Below are 19,488 nucleotides of genomic sequence, written 5' to 3'. Positions count from 1 at the left end.
GCTTTTTTTCTGGCATAATTACCCCTACCTTTTCTAGACTTAATTTCATGGAAACATTTTGCCTTAGAGTGTGTCCAATTTTGATACTAACCTTACCTGGGCTTTCGGTGCAGCAATGGCCTTTATTACTTCCCCTATAGGGTTAATCGTTATTGCAATCGGCCTGTTAATAGCTGCAGGTGTGGCCCTTTATCAAAACTGGGATGTTGTGTCTGCGAAAGCGATGGAGATATGGGGCGGCATTCGTGACTTTTTCGTTGGCCTCGGCGAGAAGATAGGTGAAGTTGTCGGCAAGATGAAAGACCGTTTTGTTGATGCTTTTGGGAAAATGAAAGATGGTGTACGAGCTCCGATCAATGCCATTCTTGGCATGGGTAATGGTTTAATATCAGGGTTTGAAAAAATCATCAATGGTATAGCAAATGCCGTTAATAAGATCCCGTCTATGGACATTCCTGGTATCGGGAAAATTGGAGTCCCTGACATCCCAACTGTCAGTCTTCCTCGTATTCCTGAATTAGCTCAAGGTGGTATTACAACCGGTGCAACGTTGGCCATGATTGGTGAAGGTGCCGAACAAGAGGCTGTCTTACCTTTATCGAAGTTAGATCAATTCATTAATCGTGATGATAAAGGCGGAGGCGACACGACGAATAACGATTCAGATCAAGTTGTATTTCATTACAATGCCGAGGTTCATGTGCACGGTGGCGCAGACGCTAATGAGGTCCGAGAGGCTATGGAAATGTCTCAAAGAGATTTCGAGCGTAAGATGAGAAAATGGTTGCAGAATCAACGCAGAGTTAATCTAGGAAATTAATCGAGGAGGTAAACGATGCTTAGTGCAAATTTGTTAATGGATATGAAGGGTGAATACCTTAGGTGGACTGTTCAAAATGGCGCTATGACATCTATATTTGTGAACGCCATTAAGAGCGTTGAACACAACGATAGATTACTCTTAATTCAATTTGAGGAAGGTAAACACTACCTATCGTTGGATTTAGAGCATCATTTGAAGGTAGATCAGATAAAAACTGATGACCTTATCACCTACACGATCCAGTACGCAGATAATCAAAAAGACTTTATCCTGCTAGAAATACCGAAGAATTTATCAAACACAAGAGAAGGCTATATAGCAATGCGTCTTCAGGAGTATAAAAATAAGCAAGGATCCACAGTTGATTTCACAGAACTAAAAGCATTGAAAGAGCAGTGGGGTAAAGAGTTTGACGAAGCCTTAGAAGAATGGAAGAGGTCAAATTAAAAACGAAAGGATGATATAACATGCAAATTGGTTCTATGAGTTATCAAAATTTAATAGCCGGGGGCACAATGCCCAAGGTAACGGATGGAATGACACTAAAAGCTGGCCAAGTTTATCCTGAAGGTTCCGTACTAGCGTTAGATGCTGAAGATAAAGGTGTCTTAGTTGATTCAGCTGGAGCTGGATCCGTACAAAACCCTTATGCGATTCTAATGGATGAAGTAGATGCTACTGACACTGATCAACGTGCAGCTGTTTACCTTACAGGTGAATTTAATCAGGATGCTTTAACTTTTGGTGGTACAGATACAGCAAGTACCCATAAAGTGGCCATGCGTAATATTGGATTATTCCTGAAAACAAACGCTTAAAAAGCTGGTATATATGATAAGAATGTTGTATAATTTAAGTAAGTTTTCTAAATCCATTGATAAGTTAATCGTCGTTATCGTTCTACTGTCTGAATAAAATATAACTTATCGAAAAGTTTCCCGGTCAGTCCTTTCCGGGAATACTTTTTTGCCTTCTAGTCATCTCTTACTTAATCTCTCCAGGACATCAAGTAATTATCCCATTCCTTATTCACTTTTTTAGAATTTAACCGATTATATAAATAAAGCTCCTGTTTGCTCGTTTTGCACTCATTGTGTATACTTGGTGTTGACTTTGGACAAACTGAGGGGTAATTATCGTGTCACTTTCACATAGCTATAGTATTGACGACTACAAAAGAATTATCGATATTATTTGTGAAAGACATGATCAGTACAACCATGAATGGCTTGAAACTCAGAAGGGTAAAACCTTTAACCTTAAAAAGAAACAAGTCCGACATGTAACGTCAGATGATCCAAAGAACATGGATGATTTCATTGATACAGACTTTCTTGATTATATGGAAAGTTATCAACTAGGGCTGTACGATCTGTATGCTGATATTGTGGTGGAGCTGTCATCCAACCATGGCATACCGATTACGGGAAGAGTGAAAAATGATGATTCCATTGTCTCGAAACTTCATCGTAAAAGATTCGATGCAAACGGCAGTTTTTCGATTAACAAATATCTAAACGATCTGCTAGGCTTCAGAGTCGTTGATGAAGACTTTGCATCTAACTTTCATGATCTAACTGAACACATCGAGGTTATGGAAGATGAGGATAAAAGAAGGATTCGAGCAAGTGAACGTCAAATAAAGGATTATAAAGCATACCATATTTACTTTATGGGAGCGTCAAATAATTGTTTTCCAATAGAGCTTCAAGTTTGGGACGCACAGCATGAACGTTCTAATCTTGATTCACATAAGGTATATAAGAAAGATTATACATATTGGCCAACTAAATATAGGGATGGCTAATTATTACGCGAAAAGGAGGGATTTGCTATGTTTGAACACTTTATTTTACTTCACAGTGATTACAGTGAAGGGAAGCGTATTGCGTTTCACCAGGTGCACAAAAGCGTAGATGGTTTAAAGGATTTTAAAGAGTTGACTGATACTCTAAAATCATATTATCCGGAACTATCTTTTGGCTTTCACCATGTGAAAACGGACGCTAAAACATGGGAATCAGTTGTAGAGTACGACAAATTCTTTGAAGATGTGTTTCCAGCTAATGATTTCGATTCATTCATGCGCTTTCTTGCTGATGACGATGAGATAACGTCTTTTGACATAGCGAATCTCATCACGTCTAAGATAGAATGTACACATTTAAAGCTACAGAAGCTATTGTATTTCTTCTATGAAGGCTATGTTAAAAAATATGCAGAAGCACCTTTTAAAGAGCAATTTGTTGCCTGGAGACATGGTCCAGTTATTGAAGAAGTTTATGACACGTATAAAAAATATGGTGGAAGCAGCATAATGGATCAATTGGAAGATGACACAACGCCAATTAATCAAGATGATGAGTTTAAATTGTCCGTATACTCACGATTTATGCAGACATCAAGCTTTGGTAAGTATCTAGATGTACTGGATGAAACACTCACTGAATATAAAAAATATAAAGCTTGGGATTTGGTCCATTTAACGCATCAACCAGGAACACCTTGGGATATTGTGACTGAAGGTGGCAAACGTCTAAACAGAGACATCGATGAAGACTTGATTAAAGAATATGTCATGAAACACTAGCCTTTCGCTTTTGCGGGAGGCTTTTTTAATTTTCACTTGAAAAACTTTTAGATAATTGCTACGATTATTACATAAATTACTTTTTTAACTTTTTATTTTCTTTTTCTTGGATTGGGTCATGCGACCTGATAGCAAATGAATCGGCTTTGGCCGACAGGTTTAAAAGTAAACTGTTATTTGATGATTGATTCACACACTATCCCTATAAGCGTTAGACAGTAACCAAGAATGCAAACTAACCATAGAGCAGGTAGAAAGTGAATCACAAAATTAATTTGCTTCAAATGATTCAATACAGAATCGAAAGAAGCGTGCTGACATAGCACATAAATTTACTGAGGAGCTGGACGCTAAGAGCCAGCATTAAAAAACCGTTTGAGGGAGTAATTGTGAAAGCAGATGTTGACCGTAAATTCGGTTGGTCTGTCTTTTTTTATATCAAAAATCCGTTAGAAGGCGTAATTTAAAAAACAGAACATGTCGATTGCCTGTTTATATACAGGTGATTGAAGGTTAAGAGAGTGACTTTTCATACAGCTGAAGTCGCTCTTTTTTGTGTTTTAAAAGCTGTTTCATATATAGATTTACGGTGGTCATGCATGGCCACAATAGAAGCGGTTTTCCGCTGGCCTTTGGGCTTTAATAACATGCATCACCTTATGTTGTTCTGTTATTTTTAATACCTTTTGAAGGGACTGATCAGGAGTGAAGAGATCCGGAAGTAAGTTGAAATATCAAGTGAACCAGGCACTAAAAACAATTGATCAAATAGGTGTCTCAAAATATAGTCTAGAGAGACAAAAACTTGATACGGGCATTCACTCTATTAAACAAATGAAAGAGACGCTATCGACAGCACAAAACTTTGTAGCGTGGTTAAAAAACGAAAAAGGATTAATGGATCTATACCAGGTGAAGCGATCGCATTATCGCCTTTATATAGACCACATGAAAACGAAAGAGGTTTCAAATGGCCATCTCATTAACATTGAGACGAATTTAAGGCTGCTTAATAAAGGCATGGCCAAAGTGTCTAAAGATAAAGGAATGGCGCCAAGAAACTGGTGTCCTAAAAAACGATTAGTTGACGTGAGATCAAGAGAGGAGGCTGTTAACCGATCACTAACAGACCAGGAATACAAAGAAGCTTACCAGGGCTTATCCAATCATGTGAGAGTTGCAGCTGATCTGCAGATGGCTTTCGGCTTAAGGTTACGTGAAGCGGCAAATACGACATACGCTCACATTACGTTAGAAGATGGCCAGTATTACTGGGGAGCTGTTAGCGATCGTTACGCTGCTAATACAGCTGTAGGAGTCACTAAAGCTGGAAGAGGACGTAAAGCGTTATGTCGGCCTGATATGGAAGAGAGAATTCAAGCGCTAGTCAAAGACGGCGATCAGAAAGATTATATTCTGAAAGTGAAATATGACACGATTAGAAGCGGATATGTGCGAGCGGGGATAAAAGGATCCCATAGCTTACGTCATACGTATGCTCGATTTATGCTGCAGGAGGAATTCAAGCAGTTAGGTATCGAAAAACAAGGCCTTGACATTGTTCAGAGAATGGTCCTTAACCGTTCGGAAGGTTACAGGAAGGATTATCAGATTGAACAATCAGAGCGCCTTATCTATCAACGAGTTAAACAAGCTATAGACCAAGTTCATAGTTATTTAGGCCATGGTGTGTCAAGAAGTGACCTCATGGACGTTTATTTATCATTTTGAGGAGGAACTATAATGCAACAAGTGACAGTTAAATATATTGATTCAGATAAACACGAAACACTATTAAACGGGATCTTACTTCCAGGGGAACAGGTAATGATCCTTAACGCTAAACCATATGCATTTGGTGTGTCAGAGTACAGCTGGAAAGAGGGAAATGTGTGTACCATTGTAGAAGATGACTTTGAGGTAGTCGGTGAAGCATGGTTTGAAGCTGAAGCCATTGATCTTGAAGCATACAAGACCATTTGTGCTAAGGTCAAAATGACACTTGACCCTCACATTACCCGCCAGCAAGATTAAGGAGAATTGAATACCTTTTGAATACCCATTGAATACCCTTTCTAAATTTTTCAGTGTAATTCAATGGAATGGATAAAGCGCAAAACCCTTATTTTATGCACTTTGTAACGGTTGAACTGATGGCACAAAATCGGCAATTTGTAAGAACGTAAGAAATACGGTCTTAAAGGCGCTCGTCGTGCACCACAGTTCTCAAAGCGTTAATATACCTTATATACAAAGGTTCAACCTCTCTGTCATTTTTATGGCAGAGAGGTTTTTTATGATGGTTAAAGTGATTATTTTGGGTCGTTTTTATTCCTTTAATCTTCTTTGTGATCAACCATATCGGTGAGGTTGCTTTTGAAGGGTCGTATGAACAGTTAACTGAAACGAACAAAAATCCCGATGAAGCGTTTCGGCAAATCGTTAGCTTATAATAAAAGCACAGGTGCGCTTACCTGTGCTTTAAAACGTTATATAGGAAACAATCAAGTAAATAGCAATAATAGCTATTGAAGGGATGATATACTTAAATGTGGATTGAGTTGGGCTGCGCATTAACATATAAAGTGTAAATAACATCATAACTAAACTTAATGCAGCAATGACTATCATCGAGTAGCTTACACCTTGTAAAATCGGACCTTGTTGGTAAAAGGCATCCGTAAATGCAAGAAGTAGTAAGTTAAATAAATTGCTTCCTAAAATAGACCCGACTGCAATCGCGTAGTTACCGATTTTGTAAGCAGCAATGACAGCCACGAGCTCTGGGAGAGATGTAGATGCAGCAATTAACACACTTCCGACAAAGCTTGAATTAATACCAGTTTGTGCAGCTAACAAGTCACCAGAAATAGAAAGGACACTTCCGGCTAATAGCACAGCAATTGCTGAGAAGATAAAATAGCGAATAACTTTATGAGTTGGTGTGACGTCACCGTATTGCTCCACCGGTTCCTCTGGTTCTTCACTTTCAAATAGCTTAACACTAATAATGTATAAAGCGACTAAAATGTACATTTCAAAACCGATATTAAAAATTGAAAACCCTAAATCAAGCACCATTGCGATCGTGACAGTTGATGTTAGTATAATACCGAAAATAATAGGTGAAAAATGATTGTTAGGTTCAACTGTGTTAAAAGCTTTAAGTTTTCGGTAATATAAATCGACTGAAGCTATTATGAGTAAGTTAAACACATTACTACCTAACATATTACCGACTGCAATATCGACATTATCGATATAAACAGCGGTAACACTTGTTGTTAATTCAGGTAAGGAAGTGGCACCTGCTATTAAAAGGCCACCAACCATCGCCCCGCTCATCGCTGTTTGTCGACTAATTTGATCACCATACTCATTCAGTTTGATTGCAGCGAATACTACAAGAATAGCTGCTAATGTAAAACTAATGTATATAACCATGACAGACTCCTCCGAGAACACTTTAATTCATTAAACAAAAAAAGACCTTGGCCTCACGTATGTAAGGCCAAGGTCTTGCGTATTACTTGATGAACCGGGTGACAAATCACCGGGAATGACGATTCACCAACCGTGTTATACGGTCGCTACTCCCCTTGCTATTATTTACTATAGCTTAATAGATGCAATCAGTCAATAAACGTGGTATAGTATGTTTTGTAGCCTAATTTGTTCTTTATAATAGATTTTTTGTAAAAATTAGGGTAAACTACATACTAGATTTATTTTTTTATTGTGTGAATACTAGATTCCCTAATATAATAAACTTTAATTAGGATCTAGTTTTCTAAAAAATAAAAAATATAGGGGGAAGCTTCACATGAAAAAATCGATTGTATTTTTAATGTCAATTGGCTTTTTAGCAACAATGATTCTAGCAGCATGTGGTGGCGGTGGCGACTCTAGGGTTGCTATTGGTCCTGCAGGTAGTGGTACACAAGCTGCAGCTACAGTGATTCTTGAAGGAGCTGGAATTGAAGAAGGCGATTACGATGCTTATGAAGAAGGTTTCGGTAATGCGCGTGACGGTTTGCAAGATGGTAACATTGACGTATCATTTGGTTTACTAGGTTTACCAGCTGGTAGTGTTAATGACTTACAAGCAAACACTGGAGATGCAAAACTAATTAGTTTAACAGATGATGAAATTCAATATGCACAAGATCAGTTAGGTTACCTACCATACACAATTTCTGCTGATGCATATGACTTTTTAGAAGAAGATGTGCAAACGGTAACAGCTTATGCAATTCTAGTTGGTAACACAAATACAATTGACCATGAGTTAGGTTATGAATTAGCGCGTGTATCAGTAGAACATGCAGATGAGAATACGCACGCACAATCTGATCATATGACTCTAGAAAATGCACTAAGTGGAGCAGAAGGTCTACCAATCCACCCTGGTGCTGCTGAGTACTATGAAGAGCAAGGCTTAGACGTTTCTGGAGATGTAGCTGAAGTGGCTGCTTCTGAAGCAGATCGTCCAGATGAGCTAATTCTTGGTACTGGTAGTTCTGGTGGTACTTACTACCCTCTAGGTGGTGAGATGGCTACTGTTTGGAATAACCATATTGATGGTGTAAACGTAACATCTACAGAAACAGGAGCTTCTGTTGAGAACTTAGCTTCAATCGGTAGAGATGAGCAGGATTTAGGTATGACTGTTCACGTACCTGCATTAAACGCATTTAATGGTGAAGAAGATTTTGAAGGTGCAGCAGTTGATAACTTTGCATTTATCGGTCACATTTACCCAGAAGTAATGCAGATTATTACGCGTGAAGCAACAGAAATTGAAAGCTTAGAAGACTTAAAATAATTAACGATTAAATATTAAGTTATTAAATTGCAAAAGGGACCGACACAGTGTGCCGGTCCCTTTTGTGCCAATTTATTAGGCTGTTAGGTTTAACCTATTACAAGGTGGTGAAGGGTGTGTCTAGAAAAGAGAATAACGAAAACAACCAGAATAATGAACAACTGAATAACACATCACCAGACACGCATGACAACGGTGAGAAGGTGAATGAGAAAGAGTTGTTGAGGAAGTATGACCGCGAAAGTAACACGAGATCAAATATAGGAAAGTGGGCTTGGGTTGTTACCTTTCTAGCAATCTACTTAACGCTATTCCATTTGTACACAGGGTACTATGGTACTTTGCAATCTCAAATACAAGGTGCCGTCCACGTCGGTACAGCTTTAGGACTCATTTACTTACTTTATCCTGCTAAAAAAGGTCTTCATGATCGTGGTATACCTTGGTATGATGTTATTTTAGCTTTCACAGCTATTTTTGTCGGGTATTATAAGATCATTTTCTTTGATCAAATATTAAATGCTCGTATTCATGGATACGAGACGTTAGATGTCTTAGTTGCAATTTTAGGTGTCTTATTACTATTGGAGGCAACGAGGCGTGCAGTTGGACTGCCGATTGTTATTGTAGCAGGTTTTGTAATTTTATATGCGTTATATGGTAATATCATTCCAACTCAAATGATGTCACATCGTGGCTTCTCGTTTGAGCGTGTCATGACGGATCTATGGTATCGAGAAAATGCGATCTTTGGTATTCCAGTTCAAGTATCATCTCGTTTTATTTTCTTGTTCCTATTGTTTGGTGTCATTCTCGTACATTCAGGGATCGGTAAGTTCTTCAATGATTTAGCGTTCGCTCTAACAGGTCGTTTTACTGGTGGTACTGCAAAAGCAGCTGTATCAGCTAGTGCGATGCAAGGTATGGTGTCTGGTAGCTCGATTGCTAACACTGTATCATCTGGTTCATTTACAATTCCAATGATGAAAAGAGCTCGTTTTAGACCAGAGTTCGCAGCAGCGGCAGAAGCTTCAGCATCAACAGGTGGTCAATTAATGCCGCCGATTATGGGTGCAGCTGCCTTTATCATGATTGAGTATACAAATACTGACTATACAACCATTATGTTAGCGGCATTAATACCAGCTATGCTTTATTTTGCAGGTATTTTCATGGGAGCTCACTATGAGGCGAAGAAACAAGGGATTTTCGGAGCGCCAAAAGAGATGCTTCCAAATACTTGGCAATTACTAAAGAAAAAAGGCTATATGTTATTGCCGTTGATTGCGATTGTATCAACACTATTTATGGGCTTCACACCACAGCGTGCAGCATTAATGGGTATTTTAGTTGCGTTTGGTGTCAGTTTAATAAGTAAAGAGACGAGAATGTCTGTTAGAAAGATCTTCTTTGTACTTGAGCAAGGTGCACGTGTTGCATTACCAGTAATTGCAGCTGTCGCAACAGCTGGTATTATCGCTGGTGTTGTTGGTATGACTGGTTTAGGTGGTAAAGTAGCAGCAGGAATCATTGCGCTATCGAATGACATTCAGCTGTTAGCATTAATCTTTACGATGATTGCTTGTATCATTTTAGGTATGGGCTTACCGACAACAGCGAACTATGTTGTTACAGCGACTATTGCAGCACCAGCATTAATTAACGGCTTCGGTGTAGAAGTCTTAGCGGCACACTTATTCGTATTCTACTTCGGTATTGTTGCTGACATTACCCCACCGGTTTGCTTAGCAGCTTATGCAGGTTCAGGTATAGCCAAATCGAATCCGTTTAAGAGTGGGTTGACCGCCGTTAAACTGGCCATAGCCGCCTTTATCATACCGTATATATTTGTCTATAATCCGATATTAGTTCAAGCCGGAGATCACTCCATCATTATGCTATTATTGGCAGTAGTCACGGCATTGCTCGGTATGATGGGGGTTAGCAGTTCAGTAATGGGCTATTTCCAAAGAAAATGTTACGTATGGGAACGCTTCGTTCTCATTGCGGCTGGTTTAATGTTAATTACACCAAATATTTATATTGATCTTGCAGGTATTTTAATGATTGCTTTAGTTTGGTATTTACAAACGCGTCGTCCAGACGATAAGCAAAGCTATGAACCTGTTTCAGCTTAAAGTTAGAGGTTGGCACTTTTAAAAGTGTCAGCCTTTTTTGGTTGCTTGATTTAATGATGAGACGTAGAACAACTTACCCTTTAAGCTCGCATAGAATATTCACGAAAGCTAGACCATATTTGTGTTTTGGAAAAATAATGAAAAGTGCTATAATGGTACATACGAATAAGGTATGTCAGTTGATGAGAAGGGAGGAGCAAAGTTGGCACTTAACTTCACACAGTTGAAACCTGCAGGATTTTGGATGAGATTTTTAGCGTGGGTAATAGATGGTATTATAATGTTAGTACTAACATGGATCATAGCAGTATTAATTGGTGATGAAGCTTATTTTGAAGCGATGCAAGTTACTATGGCTGAACAGTTAATGACTACATCAGAGACGGTTGCGAACATCTTTTACAATATTATCTTTATTATTGGCTTTACAGCGAGTCAGTTAAAAGGTTCGCCTGGTAAATTGATTTGTCGCATTCAAGTTGTAAATCCCGATATGAGTAAGATTAGTATATGGAAGTCAATTGGGCGTTTTTTTGCTTATATCTTATCAGCCATACCGTTTTTAATTGGTTTTATGATCGCTGGATGGAATAAAGAGAAAAAAGCACTGCATGATATGATCTGTAATACACGAGTTGTTTACCGTGATAAAAGGCGAGGTTAAAGGTAGGCTAGTAATATGGCTGTCTCTTTAGGAGGCAGCCATTCATATGGATAAGATTTAAGAAGTGAGGGGTTAGATAGAAATGGATAAAAAACGTTGGATTGCATTAGGAATTGCATTCGGTTTGTTCATCGTGTCAGTTATTGCGCAAGTCTCGACAACGGTTGCTACAACTAATTGGAATGAGATGTTTGAATCAGATCGTGATTTCTCTGAAGAAGTTCGAGAAGATGGAGACCCATTTGATAAGATCGCGGTTATTCATTTAGAAGGTGTTATTCAAAGTAGTGATGTTGGTGGTTTGTTAAATACTAGTACATACAATCACAAAATGTTGTTAGACATGCTTGATTTTGCTAAAGAAGATGAAGATGTAGAAGCCGTCGTGTTACGTGTTAATACACCAGGTGGTGGTGTAGTTGAAAGTGAAGAAGTGCATAGTAAAATCTTAGATTTACAAGAAGCGGACAAACCGGTCTACGTATCAATGGGTAACATGGCTGCATCAGGTGGTTATTATGTATCAGCACCTGCTGATCATATCGTTGCTCATCCTGCTACATTAACAGGTTCAATCGGTGTTATTATGGAGGCCATTAACTTTGCTGAACTCGCAGATGACCTAGGGGTTGAATTTAATACGATTACAAGTGGTGAGTATAAGGATATTATGTCCTCGTTCCGACCGATGACAGATGATGAAGAATCAATTCTTCAGTCAATGATTGATGACATGTATGATGATTTTGTCCAAGTTATTGTCAACGGTCGTGATATGGATGAATCAACTGTACGTGACTTAGGTGATGGTCGTATTTATACAGGATCACAGGCTGAAGAAAATGGTCTCGTTGATAGTCTAGGTTCTTTAGATGATGCGATTTCTCAATTAAAAGAAGATAACGATTTACAAGGTGCCCAAGTGGTAGAGTATGAATTTCAGTTAGGGTTTAATGCCTTTTTAGGTGGAACAGCTCAACGTTTAGTATCTGACGAGTTCCGATTTTCGCAATTAGAAGAAATGATTCGTAAATCAAGTGCTCCAAGAGCGATGTATTTATATACAGAATAGGAGGTGCCTAAATGAGTGAGACATATAATGTTGAAGCCCAAGGACAAGAGGCTGAATCCTCTTTAAAACAAGTTCGTTTTGCCGGTTTTTGGATGCGCTTTTGGGCGTACCTTTTCGATTTAGTCATCGTGTTTAGTATAAACGGAATCATATTGGCTCCATATCGCTTAATAACTGGTGGCGAAGTTTTGGAGATTGGGTTTTGGACAATAGCAACAATTATTAGTACTGCAGTGCTGTATGCTTACTTTGTTTTATTAACGAAATACTTTGGACAAACAATTGGAAAAAAAGTGTTTGGCATACGTGTTATAAGAAAAGACTTTGAACCATTACAGTGGAGTGACTTAATCTTTCGTGAAGTAGTCGGACGTTTCTTTTACCGAGTATTATGGTTTACAAACATCCTCTACTTAGTTGTTGCTTTTGATTCTCAGAAACAAGGCATCCATGATATGATCGGTGACACTCGTGTCATTCATGAATGGTCGCTTAAGTCTTAGAAAGTTTAGGGGGAGTCATATATGAGGGAAGCACCCAAGAATAGAATAGCGAAAGATGCCATTAAAGCATGGCGTCTTTCAGCTGCTTTGGTCATGCTTGTTCCTTGGGGATTAGCCATTGCAAGTTTTTTTCTCGTGCATTTTATAGAAGTCACCTATTGGTATTCTATAAGTGCAGTGGCCTTATTAATTGTCGTTACGTATTTCATGGTGGTAATTGTGCCGAAAATTCGTTGGCGTCGTTGGCGGTATGAACTGTTTGAACAAGAAATATATATCCAACACGGCATTCTTGTTGTGTCACGTACATTGGTGCCAATGATTCGTGTTCAGCATGTTGATACGAAGCAAGGACCTATTTTGAAACGGTATCGTTTATCTAATTTAACGATTTCAACAGCAGCAACCGTTCATGAAATTCCGGCATTGCCTGAAAAAGAAGCCGCAGACTTACGTGATCAAATCTCGGAATTAGCTAGGGTGGATGAAGATGATGTCTAATCCAAAGCGACTTCACCCAGCTGCAGTAATCTTTAGGGTTATTAGTATTTTAAGGAATTTAATTTTTGTCATTGGTGCTACTATCATTGCAACGATGGGTAACGATTTTTTTAACTACATTGCTTTAGGCATTGCAGGTTTAATTTCCTTATTTATAATAACAAGTGTTATTGAATGGTTTAGGTTTCGTTATTCTGTTGTTGGTGATGAGTTAAGGATTGAGCAAGGATTAATTGTGCGAAAAAAGCGTTATATTTCTAAAAACCGCGTTCAATCCATTGATTTAACTCAAGGTGTTATTCATCGACTATTCAACTTAACGAAAGTTCAAATAGAAACAGCGGGTAGCGATTTAAGTACAGATGCTTCATTAAGTGCAGTGACGTTAGAAGAAGGACAAGCTCTGCGTAATGAACTGAAGTACCATAACGGGGAAACGGTAGAATCTGAGTATATAGATGAAACGGAGCAGGAAGAGGAACAACACTATACAAAAGAAACCATTAGTACGAAGCGGTTAGTGATTGCAGGGTCAACATCAGGAAGTATCGGAGTCATAATAGGGTTGTTTATTGTTCTGTTTAGTGAAGTTGAGCGGTTTATTCCAACACATGTGTATGATGATGCGATGAGTTGGTTTTTAACTCAAACAATTAGTGTTCTCATGGTGCTTGCTTTAATTGTTTTAATTTTTTTATGGGTGTTAGGTATTTTAGGTACGGTTATTAAATACGGTAACTTTGAAATTACTCGTTATGAAGATGAATTGTATATAACAAGGGGTCTTTTAGAGAAAAAGCAAGTAACGATTCCGTTAAAACGTATCCAGGCACTCGGCATTAAAGAAAGTATGGTTAGACAACCTTTAGGTTTTGCGACCTTATATGTAGAGATTGCTGGCGGAGAAGGCGGGCAAAATGCCAGAACGTTCATTTTCCCGATATTAAAAAGGAATGAAGTCACGCCTTTCTTAGAAAAAATCTTACCAGAGTACCAATTAGTAGCTAATGAATTTACAGGAGTTCCAAATAGATCAGCACCTTATTATATGCTAAGAGCAAGCTTCTTGCCGATCATTGTGTTAATTGTAACGTTAATCTTTGCTACAGATTTTTGGTACCTTCCATTTGTACTCATTCTTTTAGCTATGTCGCTTGGTTGGTGGCGAATGAAGACAGCAGGTTATTGTATCGATCAGGACCACCTGATCTTCAGAAGCCGTGATTTTAGTAAAGATACGATTATGATGAAGCACAATCGCGTTCAATCGATTCAATTGAGACAGACATTATTACATCGAAAGCAGCGTATAGCTACAGTTCAGTCATCGATCTTAAATAACTTTGCAGGCCGACATGCAGGAGTGCGAGAGTTAGATTTTGAACACGCGAAACGAATCACTGATTGGTATTCATTACAGAAGCGGATTTTTTAAAAATACCATGGTAAACTGTTGATTTAGTGTGGTTCATTAATCAAATAAATGGCATGAACAAACCTCCTTGTCCATATATTTTGGTGAGGAGGTTTGTTTAATGAAGCGATTATTTTTTATTGTTTTGTGGGTTTTAGGTCTTATATTACTTATATATTTATTAAAAGTACCTGTTCCGACGTTGTTACAGCCTGCAAGTGTGACATCGCCATTGGCAGGACAGGTTATTGTTATTGACCCTGGTCACGGTGGAGTAGATGGCGGAGCGGATTATGGTGACCTTCAAGAGAAAACGATTACGCTCCAGACTTCTTTTTACTTGCGAGATTACTTACAAGAAGCGGGAGCCTTAGTTTATTTAACAAGGGAAGAAGATGTGGACTTAGCTCCTGAAGGTATGCAAGGATATTCAAAAAGGAAAGCCCATGATATCCGCGAGCGTGTTTCATTTATACAAGACCATGAAGCGGACTTATTCGTGAGCATTCACTTGAATTCAGTGCTGAATGAAAATTGGAGTGGTGCACAAACATTTTATTATCCTGAAGATGACGAAAATAAAGTACTCGCACAATCAATTCAAGGAAGACTACAAGAGTCAGTGGGTACGAACCGTCAGGCACTAGGAATTAATCAAATCTATATATTAAAACATGCTAATACTACTGCAGCTTTAGTAGAGGCTGGTTTTTTATCACACCCTGAGGAGCGAGCTTTATTAGTTACCGAGGAATACCAAAGACGTTTAGCGTCAGCAATGTACGAAGGTATTGTTGAATACGTCGTAGGACTACAAAACGATGAAAATCAATCAAGCCAAATCACTGAGTGAAATTAAAATTTATGTTATACTAGCTGTGGCATTAAATTGAACACGACAAAGGAAGGTGTCCTACTTGATTACAGAAGAGCGCGTTAGAGAATTATTGAAACCAGTTCAAGATCCACATATACATAAAACGTTCGAGGAAACAGATGCAATCGAGAGCGTTAAGATTAAAGAGGATAAAGGCCACGTTAGTGTTAAAGTCGCATTAGCTGATCCTAATTCTGGAGAACAACTACAGTTACAGCAAGAAATTGTAGGCATGTTGAAAAGAGAAGGAGCGACTACAGTAGGACTTCGTTTTACTGAGCTCCCTGAAGAAAAACGTGATGCTTACATGTCAGAAGCAAACGAAGAGCAAGAAGCGAATCTGATCGGTCAAAAAGGCACAACGTTTATCTCTGTTGCAAGTGGTAAAGGTGGCGTTGGTAAGTCGACGGTTACAGTGAACTTAGCCATTGCTTTAGCTCGTTTAGGAAAAAAAGTCGGTATTGTTGATGCTGACATTTACGGATTCAGCGTACCGGATATGATGGGAGTCGAAAATCGTCCTCAAGTAAGAGGCGAAAAGATTATCCCTGTTGAGCGTTTCGGTGTGCAAATGATTTCTATGGGATTCTTTGTAGAAGATAACTCACCAATCATTTGGCGTGGCCCTATGCTTGGTAAGATGTTGACAAGCTTCTTTAAAGAAGTAGAGTGGGGAGATTTAGATTACCTACTATTAGACTTACCACCAGGAACAGGTGATATCGCTTTAGATGTACAAGAGTTACTACCATCATCTAAACAACTGATTGTATCAACACCACACCCTACAGCTGCATTCGTAGCAGCTCGCGCAGGTCAAATGGCATTAAAAGCAGATCATGAACTCTTAGGTATTGTTGAGAACATGGCTTACTTTGAAAGTAACATTACAGGTCAAAAAGAATATGTCTTTGGTGAAGGTGGTGGCGATAAATTAGCTGAAGTATTAAATACTGATGTATTAGGTCGCTTACCATTACAACAACCATATGACGAAGAAGATACATTTGCACCTGGAGTTTATCAAGAAGATCATCCAACAGGAAAGATTTTCTTATCTATTGCAAACCAAGTGATTAAAAGAGCTAAATAAAAAGATTAAGGTTTAGGCTTATTCAGCCTAAACCTTTTTTTACTCTAGAAGGTCTCCGCCTTCACCTTCCATGCTTTCACCTTCAGTTTCTTCGCCTCCTGAGCTATTAGTACTTTCTTGGTTTGACTCTTGTTCATCTGTACCCCCATTAGATTGCCCTTCCATTTCTTGTGCAGCTTTTAATAATGCCTCAACTATTTGGGCTTTAAATAGAGGGCTTTGCAATGTTTCTTGGATAGATTCCTCTAGGTGTTCTTTGTATTCTTGGCTTTTTAGTATTTGCATAATCAATTCTCGAACTTCATCTTCATGAAATAAACTAATCATTTGGTCTTGATAGTTAGAGTCACTCATAAGACCTTTAATAATTTCTTTATCGTGCTCTCTTGTAGCTTGTATATAGGCCTGGACAAAAGATGGATCATCAAAAAGGCTAATCCAAAACTCTTTACCTTCATCACTTGATATTGTTTGTTCAATTGCTTGGTTTACTGTATCTGACTGTAGTACTAACTTTTGTTCGAGTTCCTCATCAGATAAAGCTTCCTTTAAAGCCTCTTTTCCATCATCCGTTTTCAGTATATCTACAACCATCCGTTTAGTCGCCTCATAATCGGGTGATGATTGTTGGTCATCTCCATTACATGCGGTTAAAAATAAACATACAGTTAATACTAGCAATAAAGTGTGTTTTGCCATCTTAGATGCTCCCCATGATTGTGTCTCTTAGTACTTTTAATATTAGATGGATGTGAAAAAATATACATATTTACAGAAAGCAAAATTCTCCAAACCATGATAAAATACGAGTGGACAAGATTATATAAGTAAATAGGGGGAAGCATAGTGACGATCCGTGTATGGTTAAAATTTTTTATAACGCTATTAGCGATCGGTGCAATATCTACAGTTATTACAAGCTTTTTTGTTTCTACACACGCTTACGAACCATATCTAAACCCATTTGATGCATGGGAAATTTTTGGAGCCCTCTTATGGTATTCAGGCTACGGTTTAGTTTATAGTGTAATTGCTCAAATGGGCTTTTTTGCATATTTAACATTACACCAATTCGGTAAAGGTTTTTTTGGGCGTTTTTGGACACATGCCCAAGTTATTATGATTGGTTTTGTTCTTTTTGAATTAGTTTATTTAAGGTATCACCAAGACGCAGGTCCTGAAGGTTTATTCCCTTATATAGTAGTGGCTGCAATGATCGCGATTTATGGTTATGCAGTTGCGAAAGTGAAAGCAAAAGAAACACACCCACGTGCGTTTCTGCCTGCGCTATTCTTTATGATTGTTGTAACGACAATTGAATGGATTCCTGCTTTACAGACTGGTGAACCGGAGTGGATTATGCTAATGATTGTTCCTTTATTAGCATGTAACACATACCAATTATTAAAACTTCACCGTATCGTAGGGTTTAACAACCCAGAAGACACTGAAGCTAAGAAAACTCAACAAACGAATTCAAAACAAAATCCAAAAGACAAAAAGAAAAATTAGTATTAATCAAGAGGGGTAATATCAACGTTTGCAGGGGACAGGAGTTCTGTAACTGTTAAAAACTGATATCCCTCTTCTTTTTTTGTTTGAATTAATTCCTCAATCACATTTGGCGTAGCCGTTAAATTATCTTGTGCAAAGAAGAGCATAATATCCCCTTCATCTACTTGGCCATTTAAATGTTGACTTACCTCTTCAGCTTCACTGTCATGTTTCACATTAGCATAAATACTCCAAAACACTGATTCATAACCTAGCTGTTGGATCGTGTCGATTACAAATTGATCATACTCGTTTTCGGGTGGTCTAACGTAGGTTAGAGGGTCATACCCCAAATTTGTCAGCACTGTGGTACCATTTTCTATATCTTCTTCGATGTATGTAGCGGGGTTATCTTTATACGGCTCATCATAAAACCCTAATAATCCAACTTCGTGGTTCTCTTCTATAATAAGCTCTGCTAAATCCTCATTTCTTAAAGCCCATTCACCATTAATAAAAAATGTGCCTTGTACATTTTGTTCCTTCAAAACTTCAAGAATATCAATGATGACATCATCTCCCCACTTCACATTAAAAGTTAATGCAATTTCAGGTTCACCTTTTAAACTTTTAGTAATAGCGCCAGATGGTGTTGCATCAGGTGATCCAACATTTAATACATATGTTGTAGAGAAATGTACAGATGTAATCGTAAGTATTATTAAAACGACACCCAACATCCACTTCTTCCAACTTGTCCAATTCAGAGCAAAGAACATTGTTTACCCAACCTTTATTAGAAGTTTAGATTTCTGAAATATATATATGATTAATTGCATAGTTTTAGAATGGTGATTATACATAAAGCGAAGTTTATTGGGTAAAAATTAAAACATAAAAGTTTAGAAATGGAAGTGAATGAAATGATTGGTTTAATGGTTAATGATCAAGAGCAGAAGGAGCTTGAGTACTTACTGAAAAGAGAAATGGATGAGCTTTTATACGATTTCAGTTATCACGACCTTGACCCACAAGTACAACAAGCGATTAAGGAACGTTACGCGCTTCTATTTAATATATATAAACGGTTCGCGAGTAAAAAGGAGTGTCTGAAATATACGCCACACAAAAATTTGTTTATGTTAAATAAAAAATTATAAAAAAGTATTGATGAACCTATAGGCATATGGTATATTTATTTTCGTCGTCAAAAGACACGACAAAAAAGCAAAAATCAAACGTCTAAAACTTTTAATAATAGTTATTGACACTTCAATTGATTAATGCTAAATTATTAAAGTCGCTTTTTTGAAAAGCACAAGACAAAAAATAATTAACAGAGTTGTTGACACCAATTAAACAACTTGTTATATTAGTAAATGTCGCTTTTGAGGCGACCAACTTCGAACCTTGAAAACTAAACAAAATAGCCTGTCGTCAATTCGGTTTTCTTCTAGTGATTGACTAAGAAGGAAACAACGATGACATTAAATT

The 19,488-nt window shown here is 38.0% G+C and carries 21 protein-coding genes and 1 pseudogene; 19 read left to right on the top strand and 3 right to left on the bottom strand.

What is annotated here, in order from left to right:
- Positions 1-70: 70 nt before the first annotated feature.
- From J2R98_RS14200 to rpsI, 8 genes and pseudogenes are all read left to right on the top strand, one after another.
- The gene (locus J2R98_RS14200; protein ID WP_307070117.1) at positions 71-820 is read left to right on the top strand and encodes a phage tail tape measure protein; all 750 of its coding nucleotides are present in this window, start codon (positions 71-73) and stop codon (positions 818-820) included.
- Positions 821-835: 15 nt separating this feature from the next.
- Positions 836-1,270: a hypothetical protein gene (locus J2R98_RS14195; RefSeq protein ID WP_307070115.1), complete on the top strand. Its 435-nt coding sequence runs from the start codon at positions 836-838 to the stop codon at positions 1,268-1,270.
- 20 nt (positions 1,271-1,290) lie between these two features.
- Positions 1,291-1,641 carry a head decoration protein gene (locus J2R98_RS14190; protein WP_307070113.1) on the top strand — a complete coding sequence of 117 codons (351 nt, stop codon included), beginning with the start codon at positions 1,291-1,293 and terminating at the stop codon, positions 1,639-1,641.
- Positions 1,642-1,961: 320 nt separating this feature from the next.
- Entirely contained in the window at positions 1,962-2,630 is a 669-nt protein-coding gene (locus J2R98_RS14185; RefSeq protein WP_307070111.1) for a RelA/SpoT-related domain-containing protein, read from the top strand.
- A 27-nt stretch (positions 2,631-2,657) separates the two neighbouring features.
- Positions 2,658-3,413, top strand: coding sequence for a Panacea domain-containing protein (locus J2R98_RS14180; RefSeq protein WP_307070109.1), 756 nt, complete (start codon positions 2,658-2,660; stop codon positions 3,411-3,413).
- Between the two features lie 705 nt (positions 3,414-4,118).
- Positions 4,119-5,144 carry a site-specific integrase gene (locus tag J2R98_RS14175; RefSeq protein WP_307070107.1) on the top strand — a complete coding sequence of 342 codons (1,026 nt, stop codon included), beginning with the start codon at positions 4,119-4,121 and terminating at the stop codon, positions 5,142-5,144.
- Positions 5,145-5,156: 12 nt separating this feature from the next.
- On the top strand, positions 5,157-5,447 hold the full coding sequence (locus J2R98_RS14170; RefSeq protein WP_307070105.1) for a hypothetical protein: 291 nt from the start codon (positions 5,157-5,159) through the stop codon (positions 5,445-5,447).
- A 144-nt stretch (positions 5,448-5,591) separates the two neighbouring features.
- Positions 5,592-5,651 (top strand): annotated as a pseudogene (gene rpsI / locus J2R98_RS14555) (30S ribosomal protein S9); the annotation flags it as partial.
- A 243-nt stretch (positions 5,652-5,894) separates the two neighbouring features.
- Here rpsI and J2R98_RS14165 read toward each other — a convergent pair.
- Positions 5,895-6,857, bottom strand: a complete 963-nt coding sequence (locus tag J2R98_RS14165) for a sodium:calcium antiporter (RefSeq protein ID WP_307070103.1) — start codon at positions 6,855-6,857, stop codon at positions 5,895-5,897.
- A gap of 379 nt (positions 6,858-7,236) precedes the next feature.
- On the opposite strand from J2R98_RS14165, the gene J2R98_RS14160 reads away from it, so the two are divergent.
- The 9 genes from J2R98_RS14160 to salA all read left to right on the top strand — a co-directional run bounded on the left by J2R98_RS14160 (position 7,237) and on the right by salA (position 16,500).
- A complete protein-coding gene (locus J2R98_RS14160) occupies positions 7,237-8,238 on the top strand; it encodes a TAXI family TRAP transporter solute-binding subunit (RefSeq protein ID WP_307070102.1) in 1,002 nt (333 codons plus the stop codon).
- A gap of 116 nt (positions 8,239-8,354) precedes the next feature.
- Positions 8,355-10,376: a TRAP transporter permease gene (locus J2R98_RS14155; RefSeq protein ID WP_307070100.1), complete on the top strand. Its 2,022-nt coding sequence runs from the start codon at positions 8,355-8,357 to the stop codon at positions 10,374-10,376.
- 202 nt (positions 10,377-10,578) lie between these two features.
- Complete coding sequence (locus J2R98_RS14150) at positions 10,579-11,040, top strand: RDD family protein (RefSeq protein ID WP_307070098.1); 462 nt, start codon at positions 10,579-10,581, stop codon at positions 11,038-11,040.
- An 82-nt stretch (positions 11,041-11,122) separates the two neighbouring features.
- Entirely contained in the window at positions 11,123-12,112 is a 990-nt protein-coding gene (sppA, locus tag J2R98_RS14145; protein WP_307070096.1) for a signal peptide peptidase SppA, read from the top strand.
- A gap of 11 nt (positions 12,113-12,123) precedes the next feature.
- Complete coding sequence (locus tag J2R98_RS14140) at positions 12,124-12,615, top strand: RDD family protein (protein WP_307070094.1); 492 nt, start codon at positions 12,124-12,126, stop codon at positions 12,613-12,615.
- Positions 12,616-12,636: 21 nt separating this feature from the next.
- The gene (locus tag J2R98_RS14135) at positions 12,637-13,116 is read left to right on the top strand and encodes a PH domain-containing protein (protein ID WP_307070092.1); all 480 of its coding nucleotides are present in this window, start codon (positions 12,637-12,639) and stop codon (positions 13,114-13,116) included.
- Positions 13,109-14,551 carry a PH domain-containing protein gene (locus J2R98_RS14130; RefSeq protein WP_307070090.1) on the top strand — a complete coding sequence of 481 codons (1,443 nt, stop codon included), beginning with the start codon at positions 13,109-13,111 and terminating at the stop codon, positions 14,549-14,551. Before J2R98_RS14135 ends, J2R98_RS14130 begins: the two co-directional genes overlap by 8 nt.
- Before the next feature lie 100 nt (positions 14,552-14,651).
- Positions 14,652-15,383 (top strand): N-acetylmuramoyl-L-alanine amidase CwlD, encoded by a 732-nt coding sequence (cwlD, locus tag J2R98_RS14125; protein WP_307070088.1) that lies wholly within the window; start codon positions 14,652-14,654, stop codon positions 15,381-15,383.
- A gap of 64 nt (positions 15,384-15,447) precedes the next feature.
- Positions 15,448-16,500, top strand: coding sequence for an iron-sulfur carrier protein/transcriptional regulator SalA (gene salA, locus J2R98_RS14120; protein WP_307070086.1), 1,053 nt, complete (start codon positions 15,448-15,450; stop codon positions 16,498-16,500).
- Positions 16,501-16,539: 39 nt separating this feature from the next.
- Here the strand turns inward: salA and gerD are convergent, their stop codons facing one another.
- On the bottom strand, positions 16,540-17,199 hold the full coding sequence (gene gerD, locus J2R98_RS14115) for a spore germination lipoprotein GerD (protein ID WP_307070084.1): 660 nt from the start codon (positions 17,197-17,199) through the stop codon (positions 16,540-16,542).
- Positions 17,200-17,346: 147 nt separating this feature from the next.
- Here gerD and J2R98_RS14110 point away from each other — a divergent pair, with 147 nt between their 5' ends.
- A complete protein-coding gene (locus tag J2R98_RS14110) occupies positions 17,347-18,012 on the top strand; it encodes a KinB-signaling pathway activation protein (RefSeq protein ID WP_307070081.1) in 666 nt (221 codons plus the stop codon).
- A gap of 2 nt (positions 18,013-18,014) precedes the next feature.
- Here the strand turns inward: J2R98_RS14110 and J2R98_RS14105 are convergent, their stop codons facing one another.
- Entirely contained in the window at positions 18,015-18,773 is a 759-nt protein-coding gene (locus tag J2R98_RS14105) for a polysaccharide deacetylase family protein (RefSeq protein ID WP_307070079.1), read from the bottom strand.
- A gap of 144 nt (positions 18,774-18,917) precedes the next feature.
- Between J2R98_RS14105 and J2R98_RS14100 the strand changes: the two genes are divergently transcribed.
- Entirely contained in the window at positions 18,918-19,154 is a 237-nt protein-coding gene (locus J2R98_RS14100; protein ID WP_307070077.1) for a hypothetical protein, read from the top strand.
- The last annotated feature ends 334 nt before the right edge of the window (positions 19,155-19,488 follow it).

Source organism: Alkalibacillus filiformis (assembly GCF_030814115.1).
Lineage (GTDB): Bacteria > Bacillota > Bacilli > Bacillales > Alkalibacillaceae > Alkalibacillus > Alkalibacillus filiformis.
Note: the sequence above shows the minus strand (reverse complement) of the source record. Positions and strands in the feature narration are given on the sequence as shown.